Source organism: Microbulbifer sp. THAF38, assembly GCF_009363535.1.
In the GTDB taxonomy this organism is placed as follows: Bacteria; Pseudomonadota; Gammaproteobacteria; order Pseudomonadales; family Cellvibrionaceae; genus Microbulbifer.
The window spans coordinates 3,407,601-3,433,864 of sequence record NZ_CP045369.1; the positions used below are offsets into that span (position 1 = coordinate 3,407,601).

Genomic DNA, 26,264 nt, shown 5'->3' on the forward strand with positions numbered 1-26,264 from the left:
TATATTTCCTATCAACGGTTCATGCGAGCTGCGCCTCTTCGGCTGCAATCAGATCCCTGCAGGCAGTCCTACGAACTTTGCCGCTGGTGGTTTTCGGAATACCGCCAGGCTTGACCAGCAAAAGCTGGTCGAGGGCGACATCATGTGCCAACATCACTGCCTCACGCAGCTCCTGTCGGAGTTCATCGTGGTTTCGGTTAAGAAAGGCGTGGCGGCGAATCTCAACAATGGCTGCCAGTCGGTTTTGGCCATTGCTATCCACAGTGAAAACCGAGGCTCCGTTATTGCCTGCCGCATCAGGATGGTCACTACAGGTACGTTCAATATCGTATGGATAAAGGTTGCGGCCGCGCAGGATTAACATTTCCTTAATCCGCCCGGTGATATACAACTTATTGTCACGGACGAAGCCCATGTCCCCGGTTTTGAGGTAATAATGACCGTCGCAGGGCGATATACGAGCACCGAATTGCTGCTTACTAATCTCAAGGTTGTTAAGATAACCTTGTGCTATTGAGGCACCACTAATCCATATCTCACCAATACAACCCTCATCTGCTAGCCGGCCACTCTCCGGATCAACAACCTTCAAAATCATCCTTGGCGTGATACGACCGCAGCTAACCACTTGACGCCCCTCACCAGTAGATTGCAGTCGACCAGAGTCAAATGCTGCGGGATCGAAAGCCAGGGTTTCAATGCCTACGCCTTTCGGTCCTCCAGAGACAAACAAAGTGGTTTCAGCCATGCCGTAGCAGGGAAAGAAAGCAGTAGAGGAAAAACCGTAAGGCTGGAAACGTTCAGCAAATATCCTCATAGTGTCGGCGCTGACAGGCTCAGAGCCATTCAAAGCCACCTTCCAGCAACTCAGGTCTAATCCCGATAAGTCCTCTCGCTCACCTATGAACTTGATGCAGTGCTCATAGCCAAAATTAGGTGCAGCAGAGCTATGAATTCGATAGTGAGATATCAATTCTAACCACCGGCGTGGACGCTGAACGAACTTCATCGGTGGCATGAAGACGTAGGTACCACCAAGGAACAATGGCTGCAGCATATGGCCTATCAGTCCCATATCGTGGAACTGTGGCAGCCAGCCGCCAGCAATTACACCTTCGCGGTGGCCACACGCCTGCTGGATAGCCAATTGGTTATCGATAATGTTGGCGTGACTTACCATCACACCTTTGGGTAGATCAGTAGAGCCTGAGGTGTACTGAACAAACGCCAACTCATCTGGAGCCGGAAGAGGTAACTCTACATCTTTAGCAGCACCAACCTGCTGCTCATCAATCCAGGCCTGGTCGCCCAAATTAATCGCCGGTAATTCTGCTAATTGCTCAAATAGCTGTTCACGAGTCTCAGCGGTCGTCAGAATGGCTTTGGTCTTTGCATCACCAAGAATACGAACAGTGCGCTCTAATTGCTGAGCATTGCGACTCAGGTTCAGGGGTACAGCAATGACGCCAGCCGCGAGGCAGGCGAGGAAGTTGACCACAAAATCAAGACCAGCAGGGAAAAGCAGAGCAAGCGGCTGGCCTCTATATCCGCGCTCGACTAACAGTCGGGCCCGTTCCAGTACCTGCTGATTCAGTTCACCGTAACTCAGCGATAGAGCACTATCAGGCCCATGAGGCTGGAATACGCAGGCGGTACGGCTAGGCTCATTAACCACGTGTCGGGCGAACTGATCCATGAAGCGCTGAGCTGGAAAAATCTTATCCGTCATGAGCCCAACTCCTCACCCTTTAAAGCTCATGCTTTTGAGCTGTGCCACGCACCGCTGCAATGAATCAACAAAACGATCTATATCATCAAGGCTGGTAAAGCGGCCGAAGCTAATCCTGATCGCACTTTGTATTTCTTCATCACTTAGCCCCATTCCTTGTAATACAGGCGATAGTTGACGGGTCTTGTTGTTACTGCATGCAGAGCCAATCGACACCACAATCCCATCTTTCTTTTCCATTAACAGAGCAAGCGCCTCACCCCGAATGCCTGGAATCGATAGGTTTAAGGTATTGGAAATCGCCCCCTCATAATGACTAGCACCATTGATATGTGTTTCGATAGAGGATTTGCCAAGCTGTTCGATCAAGTGCTGTTTGCACTTCAGACAGTGATGATCCCAGTACTCAAGCTCCCTGCGACATTCGTCAGCAGCCTCACCGAGTCCGGCGATAGCGACCAAATTCTCGGTACCAGAGCGCATTGCCATCTCTTGTCCACCACCATGAATCAAGGGAGATATGCGATCTATATTCTGGATATATAGGCCGCCAATACCCTTGGGACCATAGAATTTGTGTGCGGAAAAAGAAACAAAATCAGCACCTAATGCCTCGACATCAAGAGGCCGCTTACCTACTGCTTGCACTGCGTCGACATGGAACGGAATGCCTCGGGAGCGGGTCAGCCTTGCCACCTGATCCACAGGTTGAATAACGCCGGTTTCATTGTTCGCATACATCATGGAAATCAATCTGGTGTCAGGCCGGATAGCTTCAGCGACAGCCTCAAAACTGACGGCGCCACTCGGTCCCGGCTTCAAGCAGGTGACTTCGAATCCGAATTGGTGGGCGCAGTATCGGATAGTTTCTAGAACTGAAGGGTGCTCAATCGCCGTGGTTAGGATATGGCCGGCCCTACCCAGGTCGTTCATCAGGCTTCCTTTAATAGCCCAGTTATTGGCTTCAGAACCGCCGGAGGTAAAGAAAACTTTTTCCGGCGCGGTACCCAGTAGGCTAGCGACATGGGTCTTTGCTCGCTGGATTAGCTCACGATTACTGGTCGAAGGAAGCGTACGCCCCGATGGATTAGCAAAGAGCCGAAGCGCAGAGGACATAGCCGTAGCTACAGCCTCCGACACCGGGGTTGTGGCGTTGTAGTCGAAGTAACCCTCAATCGAGTGAGCATTTGTCATGGCATCACCTCCCGACAATCTTTGCCAACTAAGCTCAGCAACCTATGATGAAGCTGCTGCAAAATCTCAACACAATGGTGTTGTGATGGCTCTAGTTCACCAAGCATGCCTTCTATTTCGCTACTTGTTCTCCCGGCAAGCTGTTCCGGTGCCAACCCCTCAAGCGAGGCACAGAAAATGTTGGCCGTCGCCACCGAAGTAGCGCAGCCCCAAGCTCTAAAGCGAGCACTGTCAATCAGTCCATTGGTGATGTTGATCTGAACGCGAATCCGATCTCCACATACTGGATTGCCAATTTCATATTCGTAATTGGGTTCGTTGATATCACCGACATGAGCCGGGTCGGAAAAGTTGTCAATGATGATGTCGTTGTACATGTTGTAGCTCCATCTTGGACAGCTGTAATTAGGCGACGACTGGACAACTGCCGCTAGCAGCCTGCTCTGCGTCCAAATCTTCAAGCCGCTTATCTAAATTAACCGCACAGCAACCAAATTCTTTTGACTCAGGTAGGCGCATTACATACTGCATGCGTTGACCACTTCTTCCCGAACGACTCGCTTCAGGCAACAGTCGCACCAAGTCCTCAGTAAGCATGAAACCAGGCGTCGAACGTGCGAGAGGGTCAAGAATTGCCAATTGGCCGGTCTGGCCCGGTTCGACCTCTCGATCTAGTTGTTTGGGGTCTCTTACCGAGAAATGAACGAAGGGGGAGACATGCTTGATTCCATACTCATCGTCAATAGCAATGACATTGGATTCAACCAAGGCGTAGATGTCACGGATCTGGCTCTCTTCAACGCCCAAGTACTCGATACATTCACTGTTGAATTCTGCACGTGACAACATCTGGCCTGAGAAGCGCTTCCACCCCCCAAGAGTGATGATGTAACTACTCTTATCGAGTTTAATTCGGGTGTTGGTAGCTTTGAGGTAGCTGATAAAACGATTGATCAGGAATGGAGGACCAATCAAATGGCGACTGAATTTATCATTCCAATCCTCAAGCTGTTCTAAGGCCTCTTCGGGCTTAAAAGATTCTTGCCGAACCATGAATCTATGAGTGTCCAGCAGACCTGCGAGCATATTGAGGGCCTTGATCATGCCCATTTCAGGAATTTCCTCGGTTGAGGGGCAAAGATAAAGGCCGGCACCTTTGGAGATCTTTAGGAATTCGCGATACATCGAGTAAATCCCCAGCACCGCATTGTCAACGGTGTCCGCGCAGCGGCGCGAAACGCTGGGAATACCAGAGGTACCTGTGCTTCGCATTTCTAGCTCTACATCACGTAGGCTGACTGAAAGTAACTTATGGCTATCGTTTGATTTAAAAAGCTCAATGGGAATCAGAGGTATTTTGATCAGGTCAGCTGGAGTTGAGATCATATCCGGTGTCACTCCTTTGCTATCGCAAGCGGAGCGGAAAAAAGCATTGTTCTCATAGTGATAAGCGAATGCCTCATGGATCAAGCCTGTCTTGAAATCCAGTAAGTTATCCTCTGTCATCGAATAGAGTTCCGCCACAGATGACAGTGCCACCTTTAAAGGGTCTAACCCGTTTTCCTTGAGTATGTTTTGTAACTGTATCGACATTTCAATCTCCATTTTTAAAGTCAAATAAGACACGGCCTCAATCGTCTATGCGGAGGCATTTAGGCTATTTTTTTACTGTTTTAATCAAGCTGATATATATCAAAAAACTTAACAAAAACCTCAAAGCTTGAATTAAGAATGGTTTAAACATCAGAGAATTTAGAACTCGACTGAAAGACCCATCCGGGAATCATGCCGGGTAAACCTGCCGGGTAAATCTGCCGGGTAAATCTGCCGGGTAAATCTGCCGGGTAAATCTGCCGGGTAAATCTGCCGGGTAAATCTTTGACCACCATCAAGAGTCTCTACTTATCGATTCTATTTATTATTTTCCGAGAGAAATATTAAACACATTAGAAATTTTAACAATCACTTCAAAGTAATTTTCTTTATTTTTTTATTTTTCTTGCCGCGTAGTATGGTTTTTTTTTGCTACATGACCAGCCCCTCTCACTTACACCCACTTACAATCTTACCCCTTCAAATTACCTCTAAAAATTAGCCAGAACAATCGGTCCGCCAATCACATAAAAATCATCTTGCGATCATGAACTCACAACAAAACGAACAGGCTTTATACATATTTTTTTTACTATTGAAGCTTGCACTCACACCTGAACTCCGACTCCCAACGGGAAACCCAAGAAAGCACCTTGCCGCCAATTACAGCAAATTACAGCTTATATTTTGGTAACATATTGTGACCAGCCAATTAACAAATATAAACTATTTGATGACAAGCTTAATAGAATTAATTCAATCTTAGGGGTAGAGTAAATTCGCACAAATATTCAAGCTTACATTGTCGTTTTTCCTCAATCTTTAATCTCCCTGCTATTTTTCAGCAGAAAATTCGTATTTTTAAGTAAAGATTGATACATCACATTCATATAAACCACACCACAATTAACAACACGCCCCGCAACACCAAGTAATTTATTGGATATTTTTTTATTACAACGATCTACTTTAAGGAGAATAGTACCAAGTAAGGCGCAACTGTACTTCCACCTCCTTTTCTTTTACCTACACCAACTAAACGCCATTAATTCTCATGACTAAAATAGAAAACTCAGTCTCATTTATGACAACCATCCATAATAATCTATTTATTACTCTTTATTTTTTAACTATCAATAAAAAATTATCCACATTATCTTTGCGAGATTCCCTATTGCACAATTAAAACCACAGAAACAATGGCCATTTTCAACACACAAAAAACCAGAATACCGCTTTAGACATCCCTCAGAAATACCCAATCGTGCTTACACATTTTATTACCATGGGAAAATATCTATTCAGCAGGCACTTTAGAAGCATCCACCAAACTAAAAATGCTGAAAGCTGAGCACCAGGGATAGATTTACCTACATCCGCCGATGAACTGAAAAACATTATCTTTGCCGGCCAGCTTAAAGAAGCACTACAAAATCGGCTTCAATTATAAAGCGCATACCAAACCTCGTAGATGTGGCTGAAGATAAGATCTGATTTCTAGCTAACTTTAGGAGTACTTTGCAAAATGAGAGAGCATACGGCACACGCAATCTACGTAACATTTTCTTATTTCATCTAGCAATGGCGATATTTAGTATCAAAAGAAACAGAACACCTTCCTAGTACCTCCGAGCCACCTCCCAATTAAGCCCCATACTTCACCCTAACTTAGTGTTAAATTATTAAACTCAACTTTCCCACCAAAAGTATCCACTAGACCGGAAGTTATGAAGAGTATAAATTTTTACAGGCACAGAACCACACACTTAATTGAAAATCGTTATCATTACCAATATTACCTATAGAATATGAGCGACAGAGAACTTTCTGAAACATCTAACTCGATGAAACAGCTGCTCGACAATTATTTGCCATACGGCTTTAAGACTGAAGAGATATAGATCAAATCACCGATCTAAAGCATTGCACCATACTTTGCCATGAAGCTCACCTAGTAGACATTAATGTCGCGGCTCAATATTCTTTTCAACAGAAGGTACGTATCAATTTTTAGTTACAGTCGGCTAAAAATTTAGAGCTATAAAAAAAACACTTGAGGACTTCTTAGGCTTTTATGCCCCAATGAAAGATATTCAACACCTAACAATACTTCGACTAGATCCTTTGGAGGCTGTAAGGGAATATTCGGCAGCATATAATAATAAAATTTCTGCCTAGACCATCTAGGTCAAAGGTGAAAAAAGTGCGTCATGTCATAACGCATTAAAATGGATGCACAAAACTGCTCTATGAGAGAAAAGCACTCATAAGTTCGCCAACTCAAACCTTAAGGGATCATTGCATCTTTTGCTCTCAGAAATTAGTGACAAGCATCTTCAGGTAAGACTCCCATTGATCTACAAACTATTTTAGACAAGCCACTAAGAAGTTGATATTACTCATACTATTAAAACCTTAAGGTCACTTAGGATATTTTGGCTTTTCGAGTGGACTCCCTCGCCTCTTTAAGAATCAAAAAACCACCTCGAGTGACAACAGCCGAAATTATTAAGCCTATAGCAAGATCAGGAAAACGACTATCGATTACCGCCACTAGTAGTCCTGACACAATCACTCCTAAATTTGCGACAACATCATTGGCTGAAAAAATCCAAGCGGCTCTCATATGTACACCCCCTTCCCTATACTTTGATATTATTAGGAGGCAAACAACATTTGCTAACAAGGCAGAGGCCCCTATTGATATCATTAGTATACTTTCTGGCTCGCTTCCAAAAAGTGATCTCCTACAAACCTCATACAACACCCACAATCCCAATATAATTTGAATTATTCCACTGACATTAGCTGCCTTAGCTTGATATATAACCCCTCTACCTACAACAAATAAAGAGATCCCATACACAGCAGCATCAGCCAACATATCTAGAGAGTCAGCAATCAGTCCTGTTGACTGAGCAAACCATCCAAGAATTAATTCAAACACAAACATAATTGCGTTGATCACTAGCAGCACCATTAAAGTGCTTCTCTCTAATTTATCTGCTTGCTCTACACCGCAACCACATTCAGACATATTCATGCCCTCTCTAAACAGAACTCCACTTAGGGATATTTATGTTTTAAACATCAACAATTACTTACTTCAAATTCTCTCTCGAGGCTAGATCCTGTCTTTCTTTAAAAATTCAGATCATATTTATTAGTCAACCTCATGAGAAGTCAAATTACAATTCACTAAAATCAGAGATCAAGGGCACCAGCACTTCCGCCCACTCAATTTAGGACCTATAAAGGTTGGCATTGAACTAGAATAAAAATCTGCAAGCAGTAAACTCATACTAAACCTACACACTAAAAACCCGTCACTCCATTGAGGCAATAGAAACATCTATTATTTTCTATTTATCTTATATAAATATCAAGCGCATCCATTTCTTTCATGCTCAAAAATGAACCAACAAACACTTAAATATTTTCATTAAAATTTTGCTCACCCCTACCTAAATATAAGCAAAGGTGAGCATCATAAATTATGTTTATATTTTCAATATACCTTCTCTTCCATGCACTATCCGATAAAGCAATGGCAGTACAAACAAGGTTAGGAGAGTAGAAGAAATTATGCCTCCAATTACCACCGTAGCTAGTGGTCTTTGAACCTCTGCTCCAGTACCTACATTCAAAGCCATAGGAACAAAACCGAGACTTGCAACCAACGCAGTCATCAATACTGGACGCAGGCGGATCATAGCACCATCGATAATGGATGTGAGCAACTCACCACCTTGCTGACGAAGTTGTCGGATGAAGGAGAGCATTACCAAACCGTTTAACACCGCCACACCAGATAGTGCAATAAATCCTACTCCAGCAGAAATAGATAAAGGCATATCGCGCAACCATAGGGACAAGACACCTCCAGTAAGCGCCAGGGGTACTCCACTGAAAATAATTAAGGCATCCTTGAATGAACCAAAGGCCATCACCAGAAGTCCCAGAATTACCAATAGTGTCAGTGGAACCACTATTGAGAGGCGAGTACTGGCGGATTCCAATTGCTCGAAAGTGCCGCCGTATACTAGCCAGTAACCTGCAGGCAAAGAGACCTGCTGATCAATACGGCTCTTCGCCTCTTCAACAAAGGACCCCAAATCACGGTCGCGGACGTTGGCAGTTACCACAACACGGCGCTTACCATTTTCCCGGCTGATCTGGTTGGGGGCAGGGGTCATTTCCAAGTTAGCAACTTCTGACAAGGGCACATAGCTACCCAATGGGCTACCAGTAGGTAACGGAACAGGTAAATCCCCAAGGTTCTCATAGTCTCGTCGCAAGCCTTCCGGCAGACGCACTACCAGATGAAAACGGCGATCGCCTTCGTAAATCAATCCAGCCTCTTCACCTCCAATAGCCGCTGAAACCAAATCTTGCAAGGTTTGCAGATCTATTCCATAGCGGGCGAGTGCGATTCGATTCGGCACTATTGATAGAATCGGTAGACCCTCCACTTGTTCTACACGAGCATCAGCAACACCCTCAATTCCATTTAGCACACCGAGAATTTCATTTGAAGAAGCCACCAGCTGATCCAGATCATCACCGAATACTTTAATACCCAGGTCTGCACGTACGCCGGAAATTAGTTCATTAAAGCGCATTTGGATTGGTTGGGTGAACTCGTAGTTATTTCCCGGTAACTGACGCACAGCTTCTTCGATTTCAGCAACCAATTGTTCCTGGGGCAGTTTCGGATCGGGCCATTGGTCACGGGGCTTCAGGATCACAAAATTGTCGGCTACATTTGGCGGCATTGGGTCTGTTGCTACTTCTGGTGTACCAATTTTTGCGAATACTTTATCTACTTGAGGAAACTCCTTAATACGCTGCTCCAACAAGCTTTGCATTTCTACAGATTGCTCTAAACCGGTACCAGGAATACGCAGGGCGTGTAAAGCGATATCACCCTCATTGAGCTGAGGAATAAATTCAGAACCCAGTGTTGTTGCAAGCCAGCTGCAGAACAGTACTAATGCAAGAGCCCCAGAAAGTACTAACCAGCGCACTTTCATTGCAGCAATCAACAGTGGTTTATATAAAGATTTGGTCGCAACAATAACTTTGTTTTCATTTTCACTGATTTTACCTGTCAGGAAAACAGCAACTGCTGCAGGCACAACGGTCAATGAAAGCACCAGTGCAGCGAGTAAAGCCATCACTACAGTGGCAGCCATGGGGTGGAACATCTTCCCTTCCACACCTGTAAGCGAAAATAGAGGGATATACACCACGGTAATGATCAAAACACCAAACAAACTTGGGCGAATCACTTCGTTGGTAGCTTGGAATACTAGCTCCAAACGCTCTTGTAGGGGCAGCTTGCCTCCGTTGCGATGCTGGGCTTCGGCAAGTCGGCGAATCGCGTTCTCCACAATTATCACGGCCCCATCGACAATCAGGCCAAAGTCAAGGGCTCCGAGACTCATCAGATTGGCGGAAACACCCGTTTGCACCATGCCGAAAATGGTGGCAAGCATGGAAAGCGGGATTACCGCTGCAGTAATAAAGGCGGCTCGAATATTTCCCAGCAACAAGAACAATACCACGATAACCAGCAGCGCACCCTCAACAAGGTTTTTTTGCACTGTAGCGATAGCTTTATCTACCAGAGTGGTCCGATCATAAACCGCCTCTACCTTAATACCTTCAGGTACGGTTGATTTTATTCGCTTTAAGGCTTCCGCTACACTTCGAGCTACCTCCCGGGAGTTTTCCCCTACCAGCATCATAGCTGTGCCCAATACGGTCTCTTCACCATCGCGAGTGGCAGCACCGGTGCGAAGCTCTTTTCCAATAGCTACTTCGGCTACATCCGAAATTTTAACCGGCACCCCGGCGCGACTGGTAATTACCACATCCTCAATTTCGGCAATATTTCGCAACTGCCCTGGTGAACGCACCAGAAGTTGCCGTCCATTCCCCTCCAAGTAACCAGCGCCGCGACTTTCGTTATTGCGGCTCAGCGCTAGAGCGATATCTTCCATGGATACGCCAAAGTTAAGCATCTGTCGAGGTTCGGGTGTTACGTGATACTGCTTGTTATAGCCACCGATGGTATTAACTTCAGTAACTCCGGGGACTAAGGATAATTGCGGTTTTATAATCCAATCTTGAATTTCCCTCAGTGAAGTGGCGTCGTAAGGCTGCCCATTGGGCTGGGTGGCGCCAGGCAGAGCCTCCACTGTGTACATAAAAATCTCACCGAGTCCGGTAGCAATGGGACCCATTTCAGGCTCTAACTCCGGAGGCAAATGACTTTTAATACTACTGAGACGGCTATTAATTAAGTTCCGAGCAAAATAGAGATCTGTACCCTCTTTAAAAACAACAGTGACCTGGGACAAACCGTAGCGAGAGAGCGAACGGGTATATTCTAAATTAGGCAAGCCGGCGAGTGCCGCCTCCACAGTGTAAGTAATCCGCTGCTCCGCCTCTAAAGGTGAATAACCAGGAGCCTCGGTATTAATCTGTACCTGAACATTGGTGATATCGGGAACCGCATCAATTGGAAGTCTCTGATAACTCCAAACCCCCAGGCCCACCAATACAAAGATCAGGGACAGTACGAAGTAGCGCCGCTCAATTGAGAAGCGCAGTATACTTTCAATCATCTTCTGGCCTCATTTAATGGCTATGTGCAGCGCCGGACTTTTCAATATCCGCTTTGATCAGGTAGCTGTTCTCGGTGACATAGCGATCACCCTCATTGAGGCCACTCAGCACTTCGGTTACAGTGCCGTCGCTACGGCCGAGTTTTAGTGGACGAATTTCATAGGTTTCTCCCACTTTGATAAATACCACCGTCCAATCGCGGAAAGGTTGTAGTGCACGATTCTCGACCACTAAAGGCACAGATTTTTCATTGGTTACTACTTGGCCTTGGACCATTAGATCGGTAGTCCAGAGCTCATTGGGGTTTTCAATCACCGCTCTTGCAATCGCGAAGGGCTGACCATTACTGCTCGGAGCAAGGCTGCTGATAGTTGACTCAAAAGAACGCTCACCAGCTGTAATTGAAACCTGTTGCCCTAATTTGATCTGATCGCGACGCATCGGAAATACTTGCAACTCAGCCCACAGCTGGTCGTAGTTAGCTATGGTAAACAGCACCCGTTCGCCACTGAATTCACCTTGGCTGGCTTGCTTATCAATTATCTGACCGCTAATAGGAGCGACCAATGGATAAATTTGCAAGCTGTCATTGGATTCGATAGAAGCAAGCTCTTCCCCTTTCGCTACCAAATCGCCAAGCGTTTTTTTAACAGTGATTACGGTTCCTGGGTAACGTGCACGCACATGACTGAGGTTACGATGATCTATCGCAGTTTTACCATATAAGGTAACGCTTTCTTTAATTATACCTGGAGCAGCAATTGCAGTTTTAATGCCTGCCTTTTTTGCCATTTGTTCAGAGATCTGCACTCGACCTTCATGGGACTCATAATCCCAACTTGTGCGCTCGCCGTTGTAAAAAACAGAAACGGCAACATCAAAAGAGTGAGGTTCCTTTACTACGCCTTCACCGCGGTAATACCCAACACTATCCTCCCAGGCAAAGGGTATTTGATCCACTTTTCCACCAAGTCTTTCAAGCTCTACGGAAACACGAGCATTCTCTAAAGGTTTACCATTAAGAGAAATCCAGGCTCGAAACTCTGGCTTTACACCACTTTCATAAATAAGCAACTCGGCCGTTAGATCCCCCTCAGTCAGTAAACGGCCACCATTGGGGCCCTTTTCCTCCTGATGCTCATCATGTCCGCCATGGTTATCACTATGTCCATGACTAGAGAATTGTTTCCCTTCCTGTTCATCATGCTCATCATGGCTATCATTGGAGCCCAGCTCTTCATCTTGCTTAACATGTTCATCATGACCACCATTTGCATGACCCAGGCTTGCAATCCAAAATCCAGAGAAAATGAGGAGTATGGATAATATTGCCAGGCGAATTACTTTACTTAATCTGCTCATATCTAAATCCAAAATTATTTTCCGCTTCCTACACTCTCGGAACCTAAAGGCCCTGCTGTAAGCTGCTCAATCTCAGCGCCGAAAAGAAGTACAGACCGCGCTGCTTCGATTCGTGCACGTTCAGCATCGAGCAACTCTTCCCGAGCAACAATTAAGTCAAGATAAGAACTCCGGCCACGACGATAGGCACGATCTACTTCAGTCAATGCCTCGCGAAGCTTAGGGATTACAGAATCCTGCAAACTGGAGACAGTAGCCAGGGCCTGTTCGCGACCGGTTACGGCAAGAAATAGCTGAGGATAAAGTTGTAGTAATGCCGCCTCACGACGGAGCATAACCTCATCCAATTCAGTCATTGCTGTTAGCTCGGCACCACGATTGCGTTTTGCGGTAAAGAGTGGAACTTCGAAACCAGCTAAAGCTGTAGTTTCGTCAACAGCCCGATTCACGAGAAGACCTGCAAACCATCCAACATCAGGCTTTGAGTTGGACTGGGTGAGACGAAGCTGTGAAGCACTCAGTCGCTCTTCGGAAGCAAAGCGCGCTATAGCTGGGTTTTCCTGCGCACGCGCATAAAGTTCCTCAAAACTAGCGCCGGGCTCAAAACGATAGAGCTCACTGGAGTCTACTCGATAATCTATACTCGGCTGTCCCCACAGAGCCGATAGGGCATGCCTGTAGTACACTAGCATGCTCTCATCCGTCTGCTTAGCGAGGCTTGCTTTTGTCAGGGCGGACTCCGCTCGTAGGCGTTCAGAAACCGGGCTAGCAGCAGCGCTGACTCTGGCGCTGACAGCGCTTAGCGTTTCACGTGCGAGTAATACCTTCTCCCTAGCCAATACAGCTAATTCCTGGGCAGCAAGAACCTGAGCATAGCGACGGATAACTTCTGCCAGAAGATCTAGCGCCTTAGCTTGCTCATCCGCGATCAGTAAATTACGCTGGGCATTGACTACATCTATTCGAGCTCTACGTTTATCTCCTAGCTCAATTACGGAGGATAAAGTTACCGTCAACTCAAGCTCATTGTCGGCATCATCCTCGGGATCTGGCGCATTATTGGAGCCACCATCACCAAAGTTCTTGTATTGAGCCTCACCTCCTAGGCTTAACGCAGGCCGCAGTGCTGCAGTCTCTTCAGCACCATCTAGACCTCTTCTCTGTAATGGGAATACCGCAAGCTCCGGATTCTGTGCGAGCGTCAGCTCAATCGCATCTGGTAATGTCAGTAAATCCCCCTCCTGCGCGGATACTGATTGCGCAGCTAAATACATTATCGCCACCATCAACTGGAATATGGCACGACGACGAATCACACTCTCAGTGAGCGTGCAGTAAAAATCCATGGGTATCTCCCAAGTCAGTTTTTAATTGCGCAAGGGGGCCTTGTAGCTCTCCTTACTCGCGCGGCATTAGAGCAATCAGACTTGGGTTATAGGTGGGCGGAGTAGAGGGGTAAAATAACCACTGGGAACACGTGTATTGCCGAATTCTCGATAATTAACGATTCCGCTCAGAATAGAGAGTAATGATTGACCTACCAGGGCGGTAAAGGTACTTCCATGGCAATGACAGCAGTGATTACATAAATCCAGAAGAAACGAAGATTGATCAGCCTCATCCCCGCTGGAGGGGATCTGTAAGCTTAAATCAGAAGGGGAGCTGTCCGGTTGAAACGGTAAATTGCCGGGCAGATCTTCATCATGATGTAGAGACAGGTGATTCGTTACCTCCTGAACTTCTTCATGGCTATCATAGAATGCACCTGCGGTCTGAAAGACCATAAGCACAATTAATAGAAATGATAGTCGAACTACATTCATAAAAGTTACAAAGAGACCAGAATCTACTGAATGGGATTCTAGCAAGTAAATTCAGACACCTCAACTTAACTCACTGCCCTAAAGTTATCATTAACCCCAAAGTGGCTATTTGGTCACACCTTCTCTCCAAGTGAGGAGTCAGCCTCTAGAAGAGGTCAATTTACAGTTAACGACACTTACACTAGTAAGGAGTCTATCGGTCCCATAGTCCACGGAATTTGGGTTGGAAAGGTAGAGCTTTAAAAGGGCTATATTCTTCAAGTAATCGGGATGCGAGATCATAATACTAATGTTAAATTCATTAAGTAGATTAAAATTCTTTCAGGAACCGTTAACCTTGCATGAAAGTGGGGGATTAACTTTGAATAAGCAGCCCAAATAAAAGTCTATGCGACATTCATTTAGGAATGATTTTGATAAGAGAGCTTTCGTGAAGTCTTAGGAGGTTTATTCAATTATACGAGAGGGCAGAGTTTAAATAAGCCCACATTATAACTTACCTTGGAGAACAAATGAATGAAGACACTTACTCGTGAATACTTATCAGAAACCCCTATGCTTGACTTTGAGAATAAAACCATTCAGATGTTAATTGAAAATAAGAAATGGCGTAAGCTATCTCAGTATGACGCCATTGGTGCCATCTATAAGTTTGTTCGTGATGATATTTTATTTGGTTACAATAGTGATGATCGTATTCCGGCTAGCAGGGTACTGAAAGACGGGTACGGACAATGTAACACTAAAGGAACATTGCTAATGGCTTTGCTTCGCGCTGTTGGCATTCCTACACGCATTCATGGATTTACTATTTTTAAAGACCTTCAGAAAGGTGCCATACCTAGTTATCTATTCTATATCGTACCTGAACGAATTATCCACAGCTGGGTTGAAGTATATTCAAATGATAGGTGGATCAACCTTGAAGGATATATTATCGACCGCCCATACCTGAACAAAGTCCAAGAAGGGTTCCGTAATCAATGCTCTGAGTTTAAAGGCTATGGTATTGCCACAAAATGCCTACAAAACCCACCCATTGACTGGGAGGATAAAGATACATTTATACAGAAAGAAGGTATCGCAGACGATTTCGGAGTTTATACGCAACCTGATGATTTTTATCTGCTCTATGGAAGTAATTTAACTGGCATTAAGAAATTACTATTTCGCTTCGTGATCCGTCATTTAATAAATATCAATGTTAAACGGATTCGAGCAAAGGGCTTAGGTAAATGTAATACCTTAGAATTAAGCTGATAAAGTATAGCGATACCACCTCTAGCGAGGGTGTTCAAAACTCTGCCTAATTACCACCTATACTAAGCCAATTTTCAGCAGTCTTTCCGGCATTGGAGGTGTCCGAAGAGAGAAAAAAAAAGTCTTGGAATGAGTGCTGATAAGTCGAACCGTCGATTAAATCGATATTGAAATTCTGCCAAATATCGCTGCGCATATTTCGGCCTAATCGCATGGTAGGTACTACGCAGTGCACTTTTTAGATTGCCGAGTACCGTATTCACCCAATAGAACTCAGGCTCTTCAACAGAAGCTCGACCACCACCACAAACAATCTTGTCATGTACACAATTAGCCTCTGTGACAGCATTGAAGCATGCAAGGCCATCTGAGATAACCATGCTACCGCTGCAAAGATGCTTTTTGCTCCAGGTAGAAATCTCACTGCTCCTGAAGCCCTTGATAATAGAGAGCTTGATACGAGTAGGACGTCTATCTTTGGTAGTTTCAACGGCAGCCACAAAGGGAGTTTTACCCTTAGCTCCGCGCCCCGGCTTGCATCCAGTATGTTCACCACCGAGATAGGCATCATCCAATTCAATAAAACCGGATAGCTTGTACTGTTGGTCCCGCTCCATCATCACCTGCATGAGTTTCTGCTTCATACGCCAGGCAGCGTTGTAAGAGAGACCCAGATGACGAGCCAGCTCCATAGAGGAAATACCCTTCTTATCCTGGGTAATCAGAAAGATACCGAGAAACCAAGTAGTAAGGGGCAGTTTGGTGGAGTCAAATATCGTACGAGAAGTAATCGATGTCTGACGTCGACACCGGTTACATTGCTTGAGCTTGCGGTAAGCGAGGTTGCAATGTTTGTCATGTCCGCAGTGAGGGCAACAGAAGCCATTTGGCCAACGCCATTGACAGAGAGCATCGAAGCACTGCTCTTCTGTACCATAAGCTTTAAGGAATTGGGTCAAACTAATACCCTTCTGGAACTGTACCTTGTTGCGAGCCATGGTGTATTCCCTTACAGATCAACATGATAGCTGTATTTATATACAGTTACATGTGACTTAGCAAGGGTGGTAATTAGGAAACTCTGTGTCAGCCAAATAGCCTCATAGGCTGATGTATTTCTCCAGTCGATCTGGGAAGTGGATCGTCAGCTGTGATAGTGTCAGATTCCAATTTTGAATTGGGTGCGTCCAGCGTTCGGAGGCTTTTAGTATACCGGCATAGAGAAGCTTCAGTAAGCTATTCTCATTGGCGAAGCCGCCCTTGGTCTTGGTCAACTTGCGGAACTGCCTGTGTACAGCCTCCACCGCATTCGTAGTGTAGATCGGTGTGCGGACGTATTCCGGGTATTTAAAGTAGGCCGAGAGAGTCGGCCATTTACCCCGCCAGGACTTAATCACCATTGGATATTTGTCACCCCACTTGGTCTCCAGCTCGTCCAAAGCGTGCTCGGCGGCATTGAGCGTTGCCGCCTTGTAGATGCATTTGAGATCGGCCATAAAGGCCTATTGATTCTTTGAAGCTACATACTTTAGTGAGTTGCGGATCTGATGGATGATGCAGTGCTGGATCTCGGTCTTAGGGTAGATGCTCTCTATGGCCTCAGGGAAACCCTGCAGGCCATCAACACAAGCAATGAGGATATCTTTGACCCCACGGTTGTGGAGATCGGTCAGAACACTCAGCCAATGATGTGCGCCTTCTTGATCGGATAGGTAGAGCCCCAATAACTCCTTCTTGCCTTCGATATTGAGGCCAAGAATCGTGTAAATGGCCTTGCTGGCATAACGACCGTTTTCCTTGATTTTGTAATGGATAGCATCGAGCCAGACAATAGGATAGACAGCCTCCAGGTCGCGCTCACGCCAAGCTTGTAGTTCAGGCAGCAGCTTGTCAGTAACGGCATTGATGGTGCCGTTGGAAAGCTCCATTCCGTAGATATCGGCAATATGTGTGCGGATGTCCTGATAGCTGTTACCCAGGGCAAACAGGGCGGTAATCTTGCGTTCCAGTTCGTCGGTAAGCTGAGTTTGATGCTTCTTGACGATTTGAGGCTCGAAGGTGCCGGCACGATCCCGCGGCGCCTGCAGCTCGAAGCTGCCAGCGGGGCTTTTCATAGTTTTTGAGGTGGTGCCATTCTTGCGGTTGGGCTTATCCTCGCTGGCGAGGTGCTCTTCCAGCTCCGCTTTCATGGCAGCTTCAGTGAGTTGTTTGATCAGAGGGGTGAGGATGCCATCTTTGCCATTGAGGTCTTTACCCTCGCATAAGGCTTTGACGGCGGCATCCATATCGAAAGTAGGTTTGGTCATGGGTCATCTCTTTTTTGCTAATAGTAAAGAAATGACACAGAATTCTGAACACTACCCCTCTAGCTCTAGTCTGAGATCTAAATATGTAACTTAACTGCCACTATAGGAGATATGGTGGGTATCATTTCCTTTAGATACGATATCTATAATGAGTCCCAGAAAATATAAAACAATCTTTTTGAACAAACCCAGGATTACATAATCATATAAAATAATTTAACTTTCATATCAACAACCAATCAAAGCGGAGTATCTAAACAATATTAAATCGAGTACTCTTGATCTTCCCGCAATAAAAGATTAAGAGTCATAAAATACAATAGCCATCTATGAATAAATGAGACAAATTTCTATGACATGAAAGGCAGAGGTTAAGCCTCTCATACAATCAAAATTATATTTATAATAAGTACATCACCTATTCGCATCAAACCAACGATACATTTTTTAAATAGTCAAGTAAGGAAGTATTCTCGAAATATTACGTGCATCATCCACACCGCGATGCTGCTGACCTTCAAAGACAATACCGAGAGACTGTAGAGCAGATCCAAGTCCTGAACGACGCTTCTTACCTGTCTTTTCTTGCCATACTGCTTTCAGGTTGATATGCGGTTTAGCAAAAAAATCTGGCGCGCAACCGTGCCGTATCAGCTCTACTTTGATCTGCTTCCAATCGTATTCCCCCCAGCTAGCCCAGGCTTGATACTCATAATGAGATAACCATAAGTTAAGGAGACTCGTGCTTTCTCTGAAATCAGGCGCACTAGCCACCATGCTATTTTTGATACCTGTAAGTTCACTGCAAAACTTACTAAGTTTCGGATTAATCATTGGTCTAACAAATTGACTATGACTAGCTAAGATTTCACCATCCAAAGTAGTCAGTACAAGTCCGAATTCAATGACCTCCATTACCCCAACAGATAGTGGGCGATCATTCCAACAAGTTGCCTCAAGATCTACAATCAGCAGGTGCTTAATACCATTGAAGCAATTCTGAAAAACCATGCTAAACCCTATAGTATTTTTTAAAAATGAAAAAAATCCCATTAGTATACGAAAATTATAATATACATATAAACAGAGTGAGATATTTAGAACGAGCCCGTCATCAATTGACATGGCTCAATAGAGTATTGTAAATTTTTCAAGGGATATACTATATGGAAACAATAACATGTCCTTTAAGTACTTTTAATTATTAAATATTAGATTTCTTGGTATATCATTAGGTATTCATAAAAAATAATAAGCCATTTCAAAATATATGTGTGTATATTTATGAAGCTCTATAGCTCTCAGAACAAACTTATCAGCAAGCTAGATAGAGAAACTACAAACCACACAATATTTCTATCTTTACAATATGGTATAACTATGTTTAGAGCACTGCAACAGCCGGGTGAATCCATCCATTCCTTTATATTAAGAGTTTTTATAAAAGCTGGGTTTCGGAATATAAATAGCTTAATAGCTGGCGGGGGTGGATGGAGAGAGTACCCTTCAATTCCGGATACAGCCAAAAAATATTTCACTTTTTATCCCGAGAAAGTACTGATTGACATTTTTGACTCTACTTACTCTATCGGAACAGAGGACACTTTTAGCAGAAATAGATTTACACATTTTAAAGGCTTCCCGCAAATTCTTAACTACTCTCATGGACAATTTACTGGAAAACGAATACCTATTAAGTTTTGTAAAAGGTGTATTGAAGAAAAACTTGCAAATCAGGGCCATGCGTTTTTCGAAAGCAAGTGGTTATATATATCATATTGCGAAAAGCATAACTGTCCGTTATGGCAAATCAAAAGAACCCCTTCAGTAAAAAACAAAATTAAAAGCGTGATTTTAGGTGTTTTATCGGCTAACTGGGAGAAAGTATCCAGCTCAATAAAACATTTAACTTCAGAAGTTTACAATAATAAACATTATGAGGACCCCATAAGTAAGTGGAAACTTTACTTTTCTCCCTGTGCAAAACTAACCTACATAGAATATTTTGTTCAGACTTTATCCTATCAGAAAAATTACATTGGGAAATTTTCTGATAGGAGATCAGCAGAACCCACGAAGAGCGACCTGAACCTCTTAAGAGCAAGATTGAAGAGATATTGTCATATGAGTTTTTATGATGTGTACAGTAAAGAATTGCAATCAAACTATAAAATCATTAAAAACTTCGAAAAAGAAAATTTTGAAACTATAAAAGTTAAACGATGGGGAATGGAGTTCCCTATACTTAAAGATAAAAAGGGAGCCTGCGCATCTTGTTCCCGATGGAATATAGATTCTTTCACTGACTGTTCAATTTCTGGTGTTATAGCTAGCTCTCGTGAAAGCGATTATTCAAGAATGGAAATTAACAGCAATAATTATATTGACTTTACAAAAAGATGTGCTATTACTTGGCTAAACATACAGAGATATGAGTTTCGCAAGAAGTATGGTTATAAACATCCCTTAGGCCTTCCTGCACCTCTCAATCAATAAATATGTTCTCTATTTTTTAGGATACCTCCCCTTAGCCTTTAGAGGTTTAGGTAGAGCAACCTCTAGCCATTCACGATCATATAAATACAACCAATAAAAGGCTTTATTACAGTGTAACTTAATATCTTTACGAATTGCTTTAGGGTGGGATTTGTAATATTTAAGGATTTTTAGCCTATAGCGACGTCGCATTGACTCCATATGGCATCGTTTACGATAAGTTACTAGTTCAGGATGAGTTGAGATAACTTGTTCTACTGATCCTACACCAATTTTACAAATTGTAGCTATTCGATGCCGGTTCATTCTTGTATACCCAAGGTGAATAATTTCATCTCTACAAGCCTTAGATAATTTCTTTGGCTTAAGATTCAAGGGGATATCGTGGAGCGCTGCAAGTCTTTTCAGATAAGTTCTACTTTTCCCTGTAATTTTAGAGGTTTCATTAAGCGACCTGCTTCGTAGAATATCAATACATTTCCTCTCTTTCCTTTTCGTCCTCATAGCAAAATCCTTTTTACGGGTTTGGAATTCAAACTCTACACTATTATGATCCTCTAATAATTGCTGGAAGGTAGAAAAAAGCCAACTTGAGAAAAAAATGTGCTGGAAGGGATTATGGCTTGCTCCTTGAACTAAAAGTTGAGAAACATATCTGAAGTCTTCAGAAGATTTTGGGAGCGAGCTATTATAAAATGGCCGATACTGCTGTGAATATACATAAAAATTTTGCATTAATTTTAGACGCCTAATACGGCCACTATTCGTTACCAAGCCCATATTATTTAATTTAAGGCGATATTTTGAAGTAACATCTATTAACGGAATAGGCCATTTGATCTTTCTTAAAAAATCATATCCAAACTTACCTACCTTATATTCAACACTAGATGCTTCTTTAGCACAGCAGGTCACTGATGGTAACAATCCAAGGTTAATTCGTTGACGATTAAGTAAGTCAATTCTCTCTAAGAGTACTGGATGTATACCACAAGAAGAGACCCCAGGGATTTGATGCGACCTATGCCAATAAGCAACTCCATATTGATTTATATCGCTACAGGCGCACTCTTGACACCATTTCAAGCATAGCGAAGAACCTGCACCAAATGATGGGAGCTGACTTTCCCTTATTGATCTCGCGCTATCATTACTCAACATAAATTTTATTATGTTATTTGAATACTTAGGCAAATAAAATATATATATTGGAGCCAATGTCTGACCAAATAAAATTTCGTACGCTTCATCATCTGTCAGGGCTGAAAGTTTTTTTAGATTCGATGTCAAAAAGGGGTGTATGGAGGCCCTCTCCTCAGCAAGATATATTTTATTAAACTCTTTACCCTTTAATCCAGAAATAGTAGCAAAGCGAATAATTCGACTAAAGAAAAGTTCATCAGGAAAAGCTTTGGGCAGGAGCATATTGTCAAATATGGGGTGAAACTTACTTTGAGGATAGATGCTTGATCGGATTTTTAAATAAAATTTCCATTTTTTTTAACTCAGCTTCAGGATTCTCTGCAATAGATGCTCGCCTTATCAAGTCTGGATCTTTAATAAGTTCATTTAAGTCACCAATAGATTGCAAGTAAGATAGCTTCTGATGAAATTCATGGTGCTGGGGGCGATTTAAATCTCCGGGGATAATCATAACTTCTGATTTCGAAGTATCTATAGATTTAACGGAAATTTCACTAGTTTCGACCTTAGACCTATTATTACTCTTTTCCCTTCTGATACGCCGAAATTTTTCAAGCCTATTTATCCTTGCTTCATCTACAGATTTTTTGGAGAAATTTATAGCTTTTTTTGCTGCATACTCCAGGACATATTCTGTTATAGACTCGTTATCTGAACCAATTACTAAACGCTGAGACTCCCTATAAATTCTTACAGCCAGATCCATATTACCAATAGATAGATCATATAATTTGTCACTAAGAGATTTAGTTAAAGGAGTTTTTTCCTTTGTCCATTGCAACACCCAAAGTTCTTCAACAAACATGGTCCACTCCTCATCATTTTTCATCAAGTCCATAGTAAAAGAAGCTTGACTTTCTGCACGTCTTGCTGTCTTTAGAGTTTTCCCTAATAATTTGTCAAAAGGAGGGTTTGCACACAGAAGAATGGGAACTCCCAATTCATTCATAAGATTATGAAGAAACCCCAGAAATTTATCTTCGCCTCCAGCTTTTGCCAAATTTAAATGCTGCATTTCATCTATTATTATGACACCTAAAAAGCTAGACTTTATTTTAGCTTCAATTTGCTTAACAAGTAGATCACTCGTTTTTTCTGGCTTAGTCTCTTCTCCTCCAAGCTTTCTATCAATTTCCGATAAAATCTTAAGACAAAGGGCTCTGATACTTGAGTTTTCTGGGCAATCTACTTTAGCCCATACTACTTGCTTAATATATAAAGGCTCACCTTGGTATTTACGATGCTCAATAACTTCTGGAAAACAATTTAAAATCTGCTCTAGCATACAACTTTTTCCGACACCGCTTTCCCCAAGTAAAGTTATACCACTCCCGTTAGATTTGAAATAACCTGTTCTAGGAGCAACTTTAGATCGTTGGTCTACAGGGTAGTGTAAATAGTTCATGGTTGTCGGCGACAGGGGATTCTTGCTTGAATAACCTTTCTTAATCGCAATTTCAATTGCTCTAAAGCATTCTAGATATACTGGAAGAGGCTGCCTTAACTCTTCGATTCTTGTAAGGTATTCAATACGCTCGAAAGCACTCAACTTTCTCTCGTTTTCAGAAAATGAAGGATAGCTACTTAATTTTTCTACCAAATCCTCATCTTTCAATTTTTTTGGTAATGCTTCGATCAAGGGGTTCCCCCGATGCTCCGGGAGTATTGCAATGTTATACTCTGCATAATTTACACCTCTCACTGGTTCCGCCTCTTCCTTTTTATTAATGAGACAGCTTCATTTTTCCTTTTTGACTCTAAGTTCTCATCATCGGGATATAGTTCTGATTTCTCTTCTCTAATGGATTCACCGTATTCAATTCGTCTATCAAGAACCGCCTCTTTTCTTCGTGTTCTCATTCCCTTTATTCGCTCAGTCTTACTCTTATCTTGTACATCTTTTTTTGTTTCACTTTTTGCTACTTGGCTAACTAATTTACGTCTATTATGTCTTTCTATAGACTTTTTACCTGGTTTATTTTTACATTTTTCTTTCTTTTTCCAATCTTTAAAATACAATATATCAGCTTGATGCTTATCACTAAGGCTTGCAGAAAACTTCATCAAGTTGCATTTAGTGAACCCTTCGCGCTCCTTAAGGCGAACATATATGAATGAAGAGTTATCTTGATCGATACGAGCTTCCATTTTCCAGCACTTGGTAGACCTGGCAAGCACTTTCCATTCTTGAAATTCTTCCCGGTCACATTCATAGTACATATCCTCATTTAAGCGGATACCTTTACTCGTCATAGATACTTCTACCGCAGGTAGAAGTTTAGCCCTTACTTCGGACTCCTCTGATCTACTTAAAGCATGCCGATGCTTTTTTAGATGGATATTCCAATAATTAAGCGGTGTAGGGGGCAATCCATTTTGCACTAACAAGACGGATTGTGCAGCTAAACCGTCAAATAGAGAATTATTATGCTCCATAACCTCATCAATAAGTAATTTTGTTACTTCATCTAATGTATATGTTGCATCGAGACGTGGATCACGATCACCTCGAATATAATGATGTCCTCTAGTTGTCCCTAATAATTCATGGACTAGATTTTTATTCAATATTTCGAATCTTCGTTCCACAATGCCTTTAAGATCGGCGCGATAAGGTGGAGCTATACTCAGGTGACCGATTAATGGAACGGCTAATTTTTCAGCGCTCTTACATATAAACTCCCCTCGATCGCAAAGCAAACGCTGGGGGATATGATGGCAAGGCCATTCATGATCTTCGATTTCGATACCGAACCTAGAACAATAACTTTTCTTATCCGTAAAGCTATTGACAAGAGCTTGACGACCCGCACGCCAAGAAGCATATTCCATAGAAACGTGAAGCCCAACAATCATCCTGCTTTCTTTATCTACCACACAATAAACAGTAGGCCTACCTAGAACATGAGAGCGCCTAAATTCAGAGACAATATGAACATCCAGTACTGTTGAATCCAATTCAAAGCAACTTCCAGGAACTTCGGTATGATCTGTCGCAGCTCCTCTTAACCCACGCTTGTTTCTTTCAAAGTCACCCACTGTAGTTTGCTTTCGGATTATTTCATTTTTTGGGATTAATTTTTTAACCCAATATATAAAAGTACGATATGATGGAACATTCGGCGACCTAGATTCACTCTCTGCCAGTATTAGTTCTTGTGAGTATAGCTCCTTCAACATTTTTTCATAAACTTGACTAAATGGAACTCGACGCCCTTTCAAGCCATACTTCTTCATCGCTAAAATAAAATTATTCTTATCATTTTCCGAAGTGTTAACCCCTTGATGTATTTCCATGCTCGGTGTAAGCATTCTTATTGGAGCTCCACGTTTAAGACCTCCTGAGACCCTAACTCTTCCAGCTCCTCCAGAATTCTTGTAAGCAGGCAGGAGGGCATTTCTTTCTTGCCCACCCCTCCAATATTGATTTAATAACCTATATATTCTCTGAGCCCTTACCCCTTTACTTTTCGCCTGATTTACCAGAACTTTGCTTCTTTCTTCAGTAGAAATCTCAAGGAGAAAATCTGGATTTTCTATTAGCTCACTTATCAGCTCAATATTTCTATCACGTTTTTTAATATGAGCTTCAGGTATCAACCCCTCATCAGCTAGCTGATAGTAGGGAAGAGGACTAAAGTTTCTTTTCACAGCTCCTCCTTTAATCGCACACAAAAATCTGGAGCTATCAATCTTAATAGGCCTTCTTAAACCTCCAGATTCTTCAAGATTAAAAAGAACCAGAATATTTATATCATAAAAAAGTTCAAGAACACGATACACACCACTATCAACCCCATCAATATCAGTTATACTCCAAACACTGTTTCGTTCAACTCGCATGCTTACCTACCGATTGATGAAAGAATATTTGTTATATCTATAACTCCAGACTCTGCTATCGGTTTACTTAAGTCTACCTCAACTTTCTTAATAGCGATTAAATGCTTCAAAAGTACTAAAGCTTCATCGTTCTTAACATCTACATTTTTACAGAATCCATTGCATATATCTTCGATCAAATTGATCCCGACATGTAATGTCTTTATGGCTTGCTTTTCTATACTTTCCTTAAATCTACGTCCTTGTCTATATGCAGAGGTAAACCACTGAATATTTTTAGATTGAATAACCGATATTTCATTCATAGTATATATATGGAAATTTACCCCCAGAAGCTCCCACCAAATACGTTCAATTTCTAATTTTTCAGCTGTACGCTTTATTGATAGTTCTTGGGCTGATTTAACAGAGATAGCCTCATACCAAAAGTCGTGTTTATCTGTGCAAGTCAAAACAAAGTCTGTAGTCATGACATTGTATGATCCAGAACCAGGCACTTTTGGATGATTTATATCTAGATTCTTTGCAATCTTGATAGAAAAGTCTAGGGGGAGAAGGGGAAACTGTTCCCTTATATCGATTACTGAATCACAGTTTTCAACCAGATAGAAGAGACAGCTTTCGTTTTCTGAGAGGGTATGATGCTCTCTATTAACTTTAATACCCTGAATTTTTCCACTATTTCCCTTAGATTTAACATCCTGAACTCTCAGCCAGGGTTTGTATTCTTCTCCAGCTCCCAGCCCATACTTGTTTTTCAGAGCTCTTTGAAAATCAGTTAGCCTCTCTAACCTTCTGTGTCGCGCCAAAACTTTTCACCCC

Annotated in this window: 16 protein-coding genes and 2 pseudogenes; 2 read left to right on the top strand and 16 right to left on the bottom strand. The window is 42.8% G+C overall.

What is annotated here, in order from left to right:
- Nucleotides 1–19 precede the first annotated feature (19 nt).
- The 9 genes from FIU95_RS14715 to FIU95_RS14750 form a co-directional block, all read right to left on the bottom strand.
- Nucleotides 20–1,729: a fatty acyl-AMP ligase gene (locus tag FIU95_RS14715; RefSeq protein WP_152454486.1), complete on the bottom strand. Its 1,710-nt coding sequence runs from the start codon at nt 1,727–1,729 to the stop codon at nt 20–22.
- Between the two features lie 12 nt (nt 1,730–1,741).
- Entirely contained in the window at nt 1,742–2,923 is a 1,182-nt protein-coding gene (locus FIU95_RS14720) for a cysteine desulfurase family protein (protein WP_152454487.1), read from the bottom strand.
- Nucleotides 2,920–3,300 carry an iron-sulfur cluster assembly scaffold protein gene (locus tag FIU95_RS14725; RefSeq protein ID WP_152454488.1) on the bottom strand — a complete coding sequence of 127 codons (381 nt, stop codon included), beginning with the start codon at nt 3,298–3,300 and terminating at the stop codon, nt 2,920–2,922. The genes FIU95_RS14720 and FIU95_RS14725 overlap by 4 nt, the downstream gene beginning before the upstream one ends.
- Before the next feature lie 28 nt (nt 3,301–3,328).
- Entirely contained in the window at nt 3,329–4,516 is a 1,188-nt protein-coding gene (locus tag FIU95_RS14730; RefSeq protein WP_152454489.1) for a LuxE family acyl-protein synthetase, read from the bottom strand.
- Between the two features lie 143 nt (nt 4,517–4,659).
- Nucleotides 4,660–4,812 (bottom strand): hypothetical protein, encoded by a 153-nt coding sequence (locus FIU95_RS21225; RefSeq protein ID WP_172975419.1) that lies wholly within the window; start codon nt 4,810–4,812, stop codon nt 4,660–4,662.
- Between the two features lie 2,129 nt (nt 4,813–6,941).
- Complete coding sequence (locus tag FIU95_RS14735; RefSeq protein WP_253868658.1) at nt 6,942–7,559, bottom strand: cation transporter; 618 nt, start codon at nt 7,557–7,559, stop codon at nt 6,942–6,944.
- A gap of 457 nt (nt 7,560–8,016) precedes the next feature.
- On the bottom strand, nt 8,017–11,148 hold the full coding sequence (locus tag FIU95_RS14740) for an efflux RND transporter permease subunit (protein ID WP_152454490.1): 3,132 nt from the start codon (nt 11,146–11,148) through the stop codon (nt 8,017–8,019).
- Between the two features lie 13 nt (nt 11,149–11,161).
- The gene (locus FIU95_RS14745) at nt 11,162–12,523 is read right to left on the bottom strand and encodes an efflux RND transporter periplasmic adaptor subunit (RefSeq protein WP_253868660.1); all 1,362 of its coding nucleotides are present in this window, start codon (nt 12,521–12,523) and stop codon (nt 11,162–11,164) included.
- A gap of 2 nt (nt 12,524–12,525) precedes the next feature.
- A complete protein-coding gene (locus FIU95_RS14750) occupies nt 12,526–13,857 on the bottom strand; it encodes a TolC family protein (RefSeq protein ID WP_152454491.1) in 1,332 nt (443 codons plus the stop codon).
- A gap of 993 nt (nt 13,858–14,850) precedes the next feature.
- Here FIU95_RS14750 and FIU95_RS14755 point away from each other — a divergent pair.
- The gene (locus FIU95_RS14755; protein WP_152454492.1) at nt 14,851–15,594 is read left to right on the top strand and encodes a transglutaminase family protein; all 744 of its coding nucleotides are present in this window, start codon (nt 14,851–14,853) and stop codon (nt 15,592–15,594) included.
- Between the two features lie 57 nt (nt 15,595–15,651).
- Here FIU95_RS14755 and FIU95_RS14760 read toward each other — a convergent pair.
- From FIU95_RS14760 to FIU95_RS14770, 3 genes and pseudogenes are all read right to left on the bottom strand, one after another.
- Nucleotides 15,652–16,592: pseudogene (locus FIU95_RS14760) on the bottom strand (IS1595 family transposase).
- A 102-nt stretch (nt 16,593–16,694) separates the two neighbouring features.
- Nucleotides 16,695–17,900, bottom strand: a pseudogene (locus tag FIU95_RS14765) (IS256 family transposase).
- Nucleotides 17,901–18,347: 447 nt separating this feature from the next.
- Nucleotides 18,348–18,953 carry a 3'-5' exonuclease gene (locus tag FIU95_RS14770; RefSeq protein ID WP_216646256.1) on the bottom strand — a complete coding sequence of 202 codons (606 nt, stop codon included), beginning with the start codon at nt 18,951–18,953 and terminating at the stop codon, nt 18,348–18,350.
- Nucleotides 18,954–19,280: 327 nt separating this feature from the next.
- Between FIU95_RS14770 and FIU95_RS14775 the strand changes: the two genes are divergently transcribed.
- Nucleotides 19,281–20,396 (top strand): hypothetical protein, encoded by a 1,116-nt coding sequence (locus tag FIU95_RS14775; protein WP_152454493.1) that lies wholly within the window; start codon nt 19,281–19,283, stop codon nt 20,394–20,396.
- Between the two features lie 9 nt (nt 20,397–20,405).
- On the opposite strand, the gene FIU95_RS14780 is transcribed toward FIU95_RS14775, so the two are convergent.
- The 4 genes from FIU95_RS14780 to FIU95_RS14795 all read right to left on the bottom strand — a co-directional run bounded on the left by FIU95_RS14780 (nt 20,406) and on the right by FIU95_RS14795 (nt 26,251).
- Nucleotides 20,406–21,821, bottom strand: coding sequence for a TnsD family Tn7-like transposition protein (locus tag FIU95_RS14780; protein ID WP_152454494.1), 1,416 nt, complete (start codon nt 21,819–21,821; stop codon nt 20,406–20,408).
- Nucleotides 21,822–21,843: 22 nt separating this feature from the next.
- Nucleotides 21,844–23,238: an ATP-binding protein gene (locus FIU95_RS14785; RefSeq protein ID WP_216646257.1), complete on the bottom strand. Its 1,395-nt coding sequence runs from the start codon at nt 23,236–23,238 to the stop codon at nt 21,844–21,846.
- A gap of 59 nt (nt 23,239–23,297) precedes the next feature.
- On the bottom strand, nt 23,298–25,382 hold the full coding sequence (locus tag FIU95_RS14790) for a DDE-type integrase/transposase/recombinase (RefSeq protein ID WP_216646258.1): 2,085 nt from the start codon (nt 25,380–25,382) through the stop codon (nt 23,298–23,300).
- A 62-nt stretch (nt 25,383–25,444) separates the two neighbouring features.
- On the bottom strand, nt 25,445–26,251 hold the full coding sequence (locus FIU95_RS14795) for a TnsA endonuclease N-terminal domain-containing protein (protein ID WP_152454496.1): 807 nt from the start codon (nt 26,249–26,251) through the stop codon (nt 25,445–25,447).
- Between the last annotated feature and the right edge of the window lie 13 nt (nt 26,252–26,264).

Coding starts and splice junctions, on each gene's coding strand:
- FIU95_RS14715 (WP_152454486.1), bottom strand. CDS start 1,729: ATGACGGATAAGATTTTTCCAGCTCAGCGCTTCATGGATCAGTTCGCC.
- FIU95_RS14720 (WP_152454487.1), bottom strand. CDS start 2,923: ATGACAAATGCTCACTCGATTGAGGGTTACTTCGACTACAACGCCACA.
- FIU95_RS14725 (WP_152454488.1), bottom strand. CDS start 3,300: ATGTACAACGACATCATCATTGACAACTTTTCCGACCCGGCTCATGTC.
- FIU95_RS14730 (WP_152454489.1), bottom strand. CDS start 4,516: ATGTCGATACAGTTACAAAACATACTCAAGGAAAACGGGTTAGACCCT.
- FIU95_RS21225 (WP_172975419.1), bottom strand. CDS start 4,812: ATGGTGGTCAAAGATTTACCCGGCAGATTTACCCGGCAGATTTACCCG.
- FIU95_RS14735 (WP_253868658.1), bottom strand. CDS start 7,559: ATGAATATGTCTGAATGTGGTTGCGGTGTAGAGCAAGCAGATAAATTA.
- FIU95_RS14740 (WP_152454490.1), bottom strand. CDS start 11,148: ATGATTGAAAGTATACTGCGCTTCTCAATTGAGCGGCGCTACTTCGTA.
- FIU95_RS14750 (WP_152454491.1), bottom strand. CDS start 13,857: ATGGATTTTTACTGCACGCTCACTGAGAGTGTGATTCGTCGTCGTGCC.
- FIU95_RS14755 (WP_152454492.1), top strand. CDS start 14,851: ATGAAGACACTTACTCGTGAATACTTATCAGAAACCCCTATGCTTGAC.
- FIU95_RS14770 (WP_216646256.1), bottom strand. CDS start 18,953: ATGGGATTTTTTTCATTTTTAAAAAATACTATAGGGTTTAGCATGGTT.
- FIU95_RS14775 (WP_152454493.1), top strand. CDS start 19,281: ATGTTTAGAGCACTGCAACAGCCGGGTGAATCCATCCATTCCTTTATA.
- FIU95_RS14780 (WP_152454494.1), bottom strand. CDS start 21,821: ATGCTCCTGCCCAAAGCTTTTCCTGATGAACTTTTCTTTAGTCGAATT.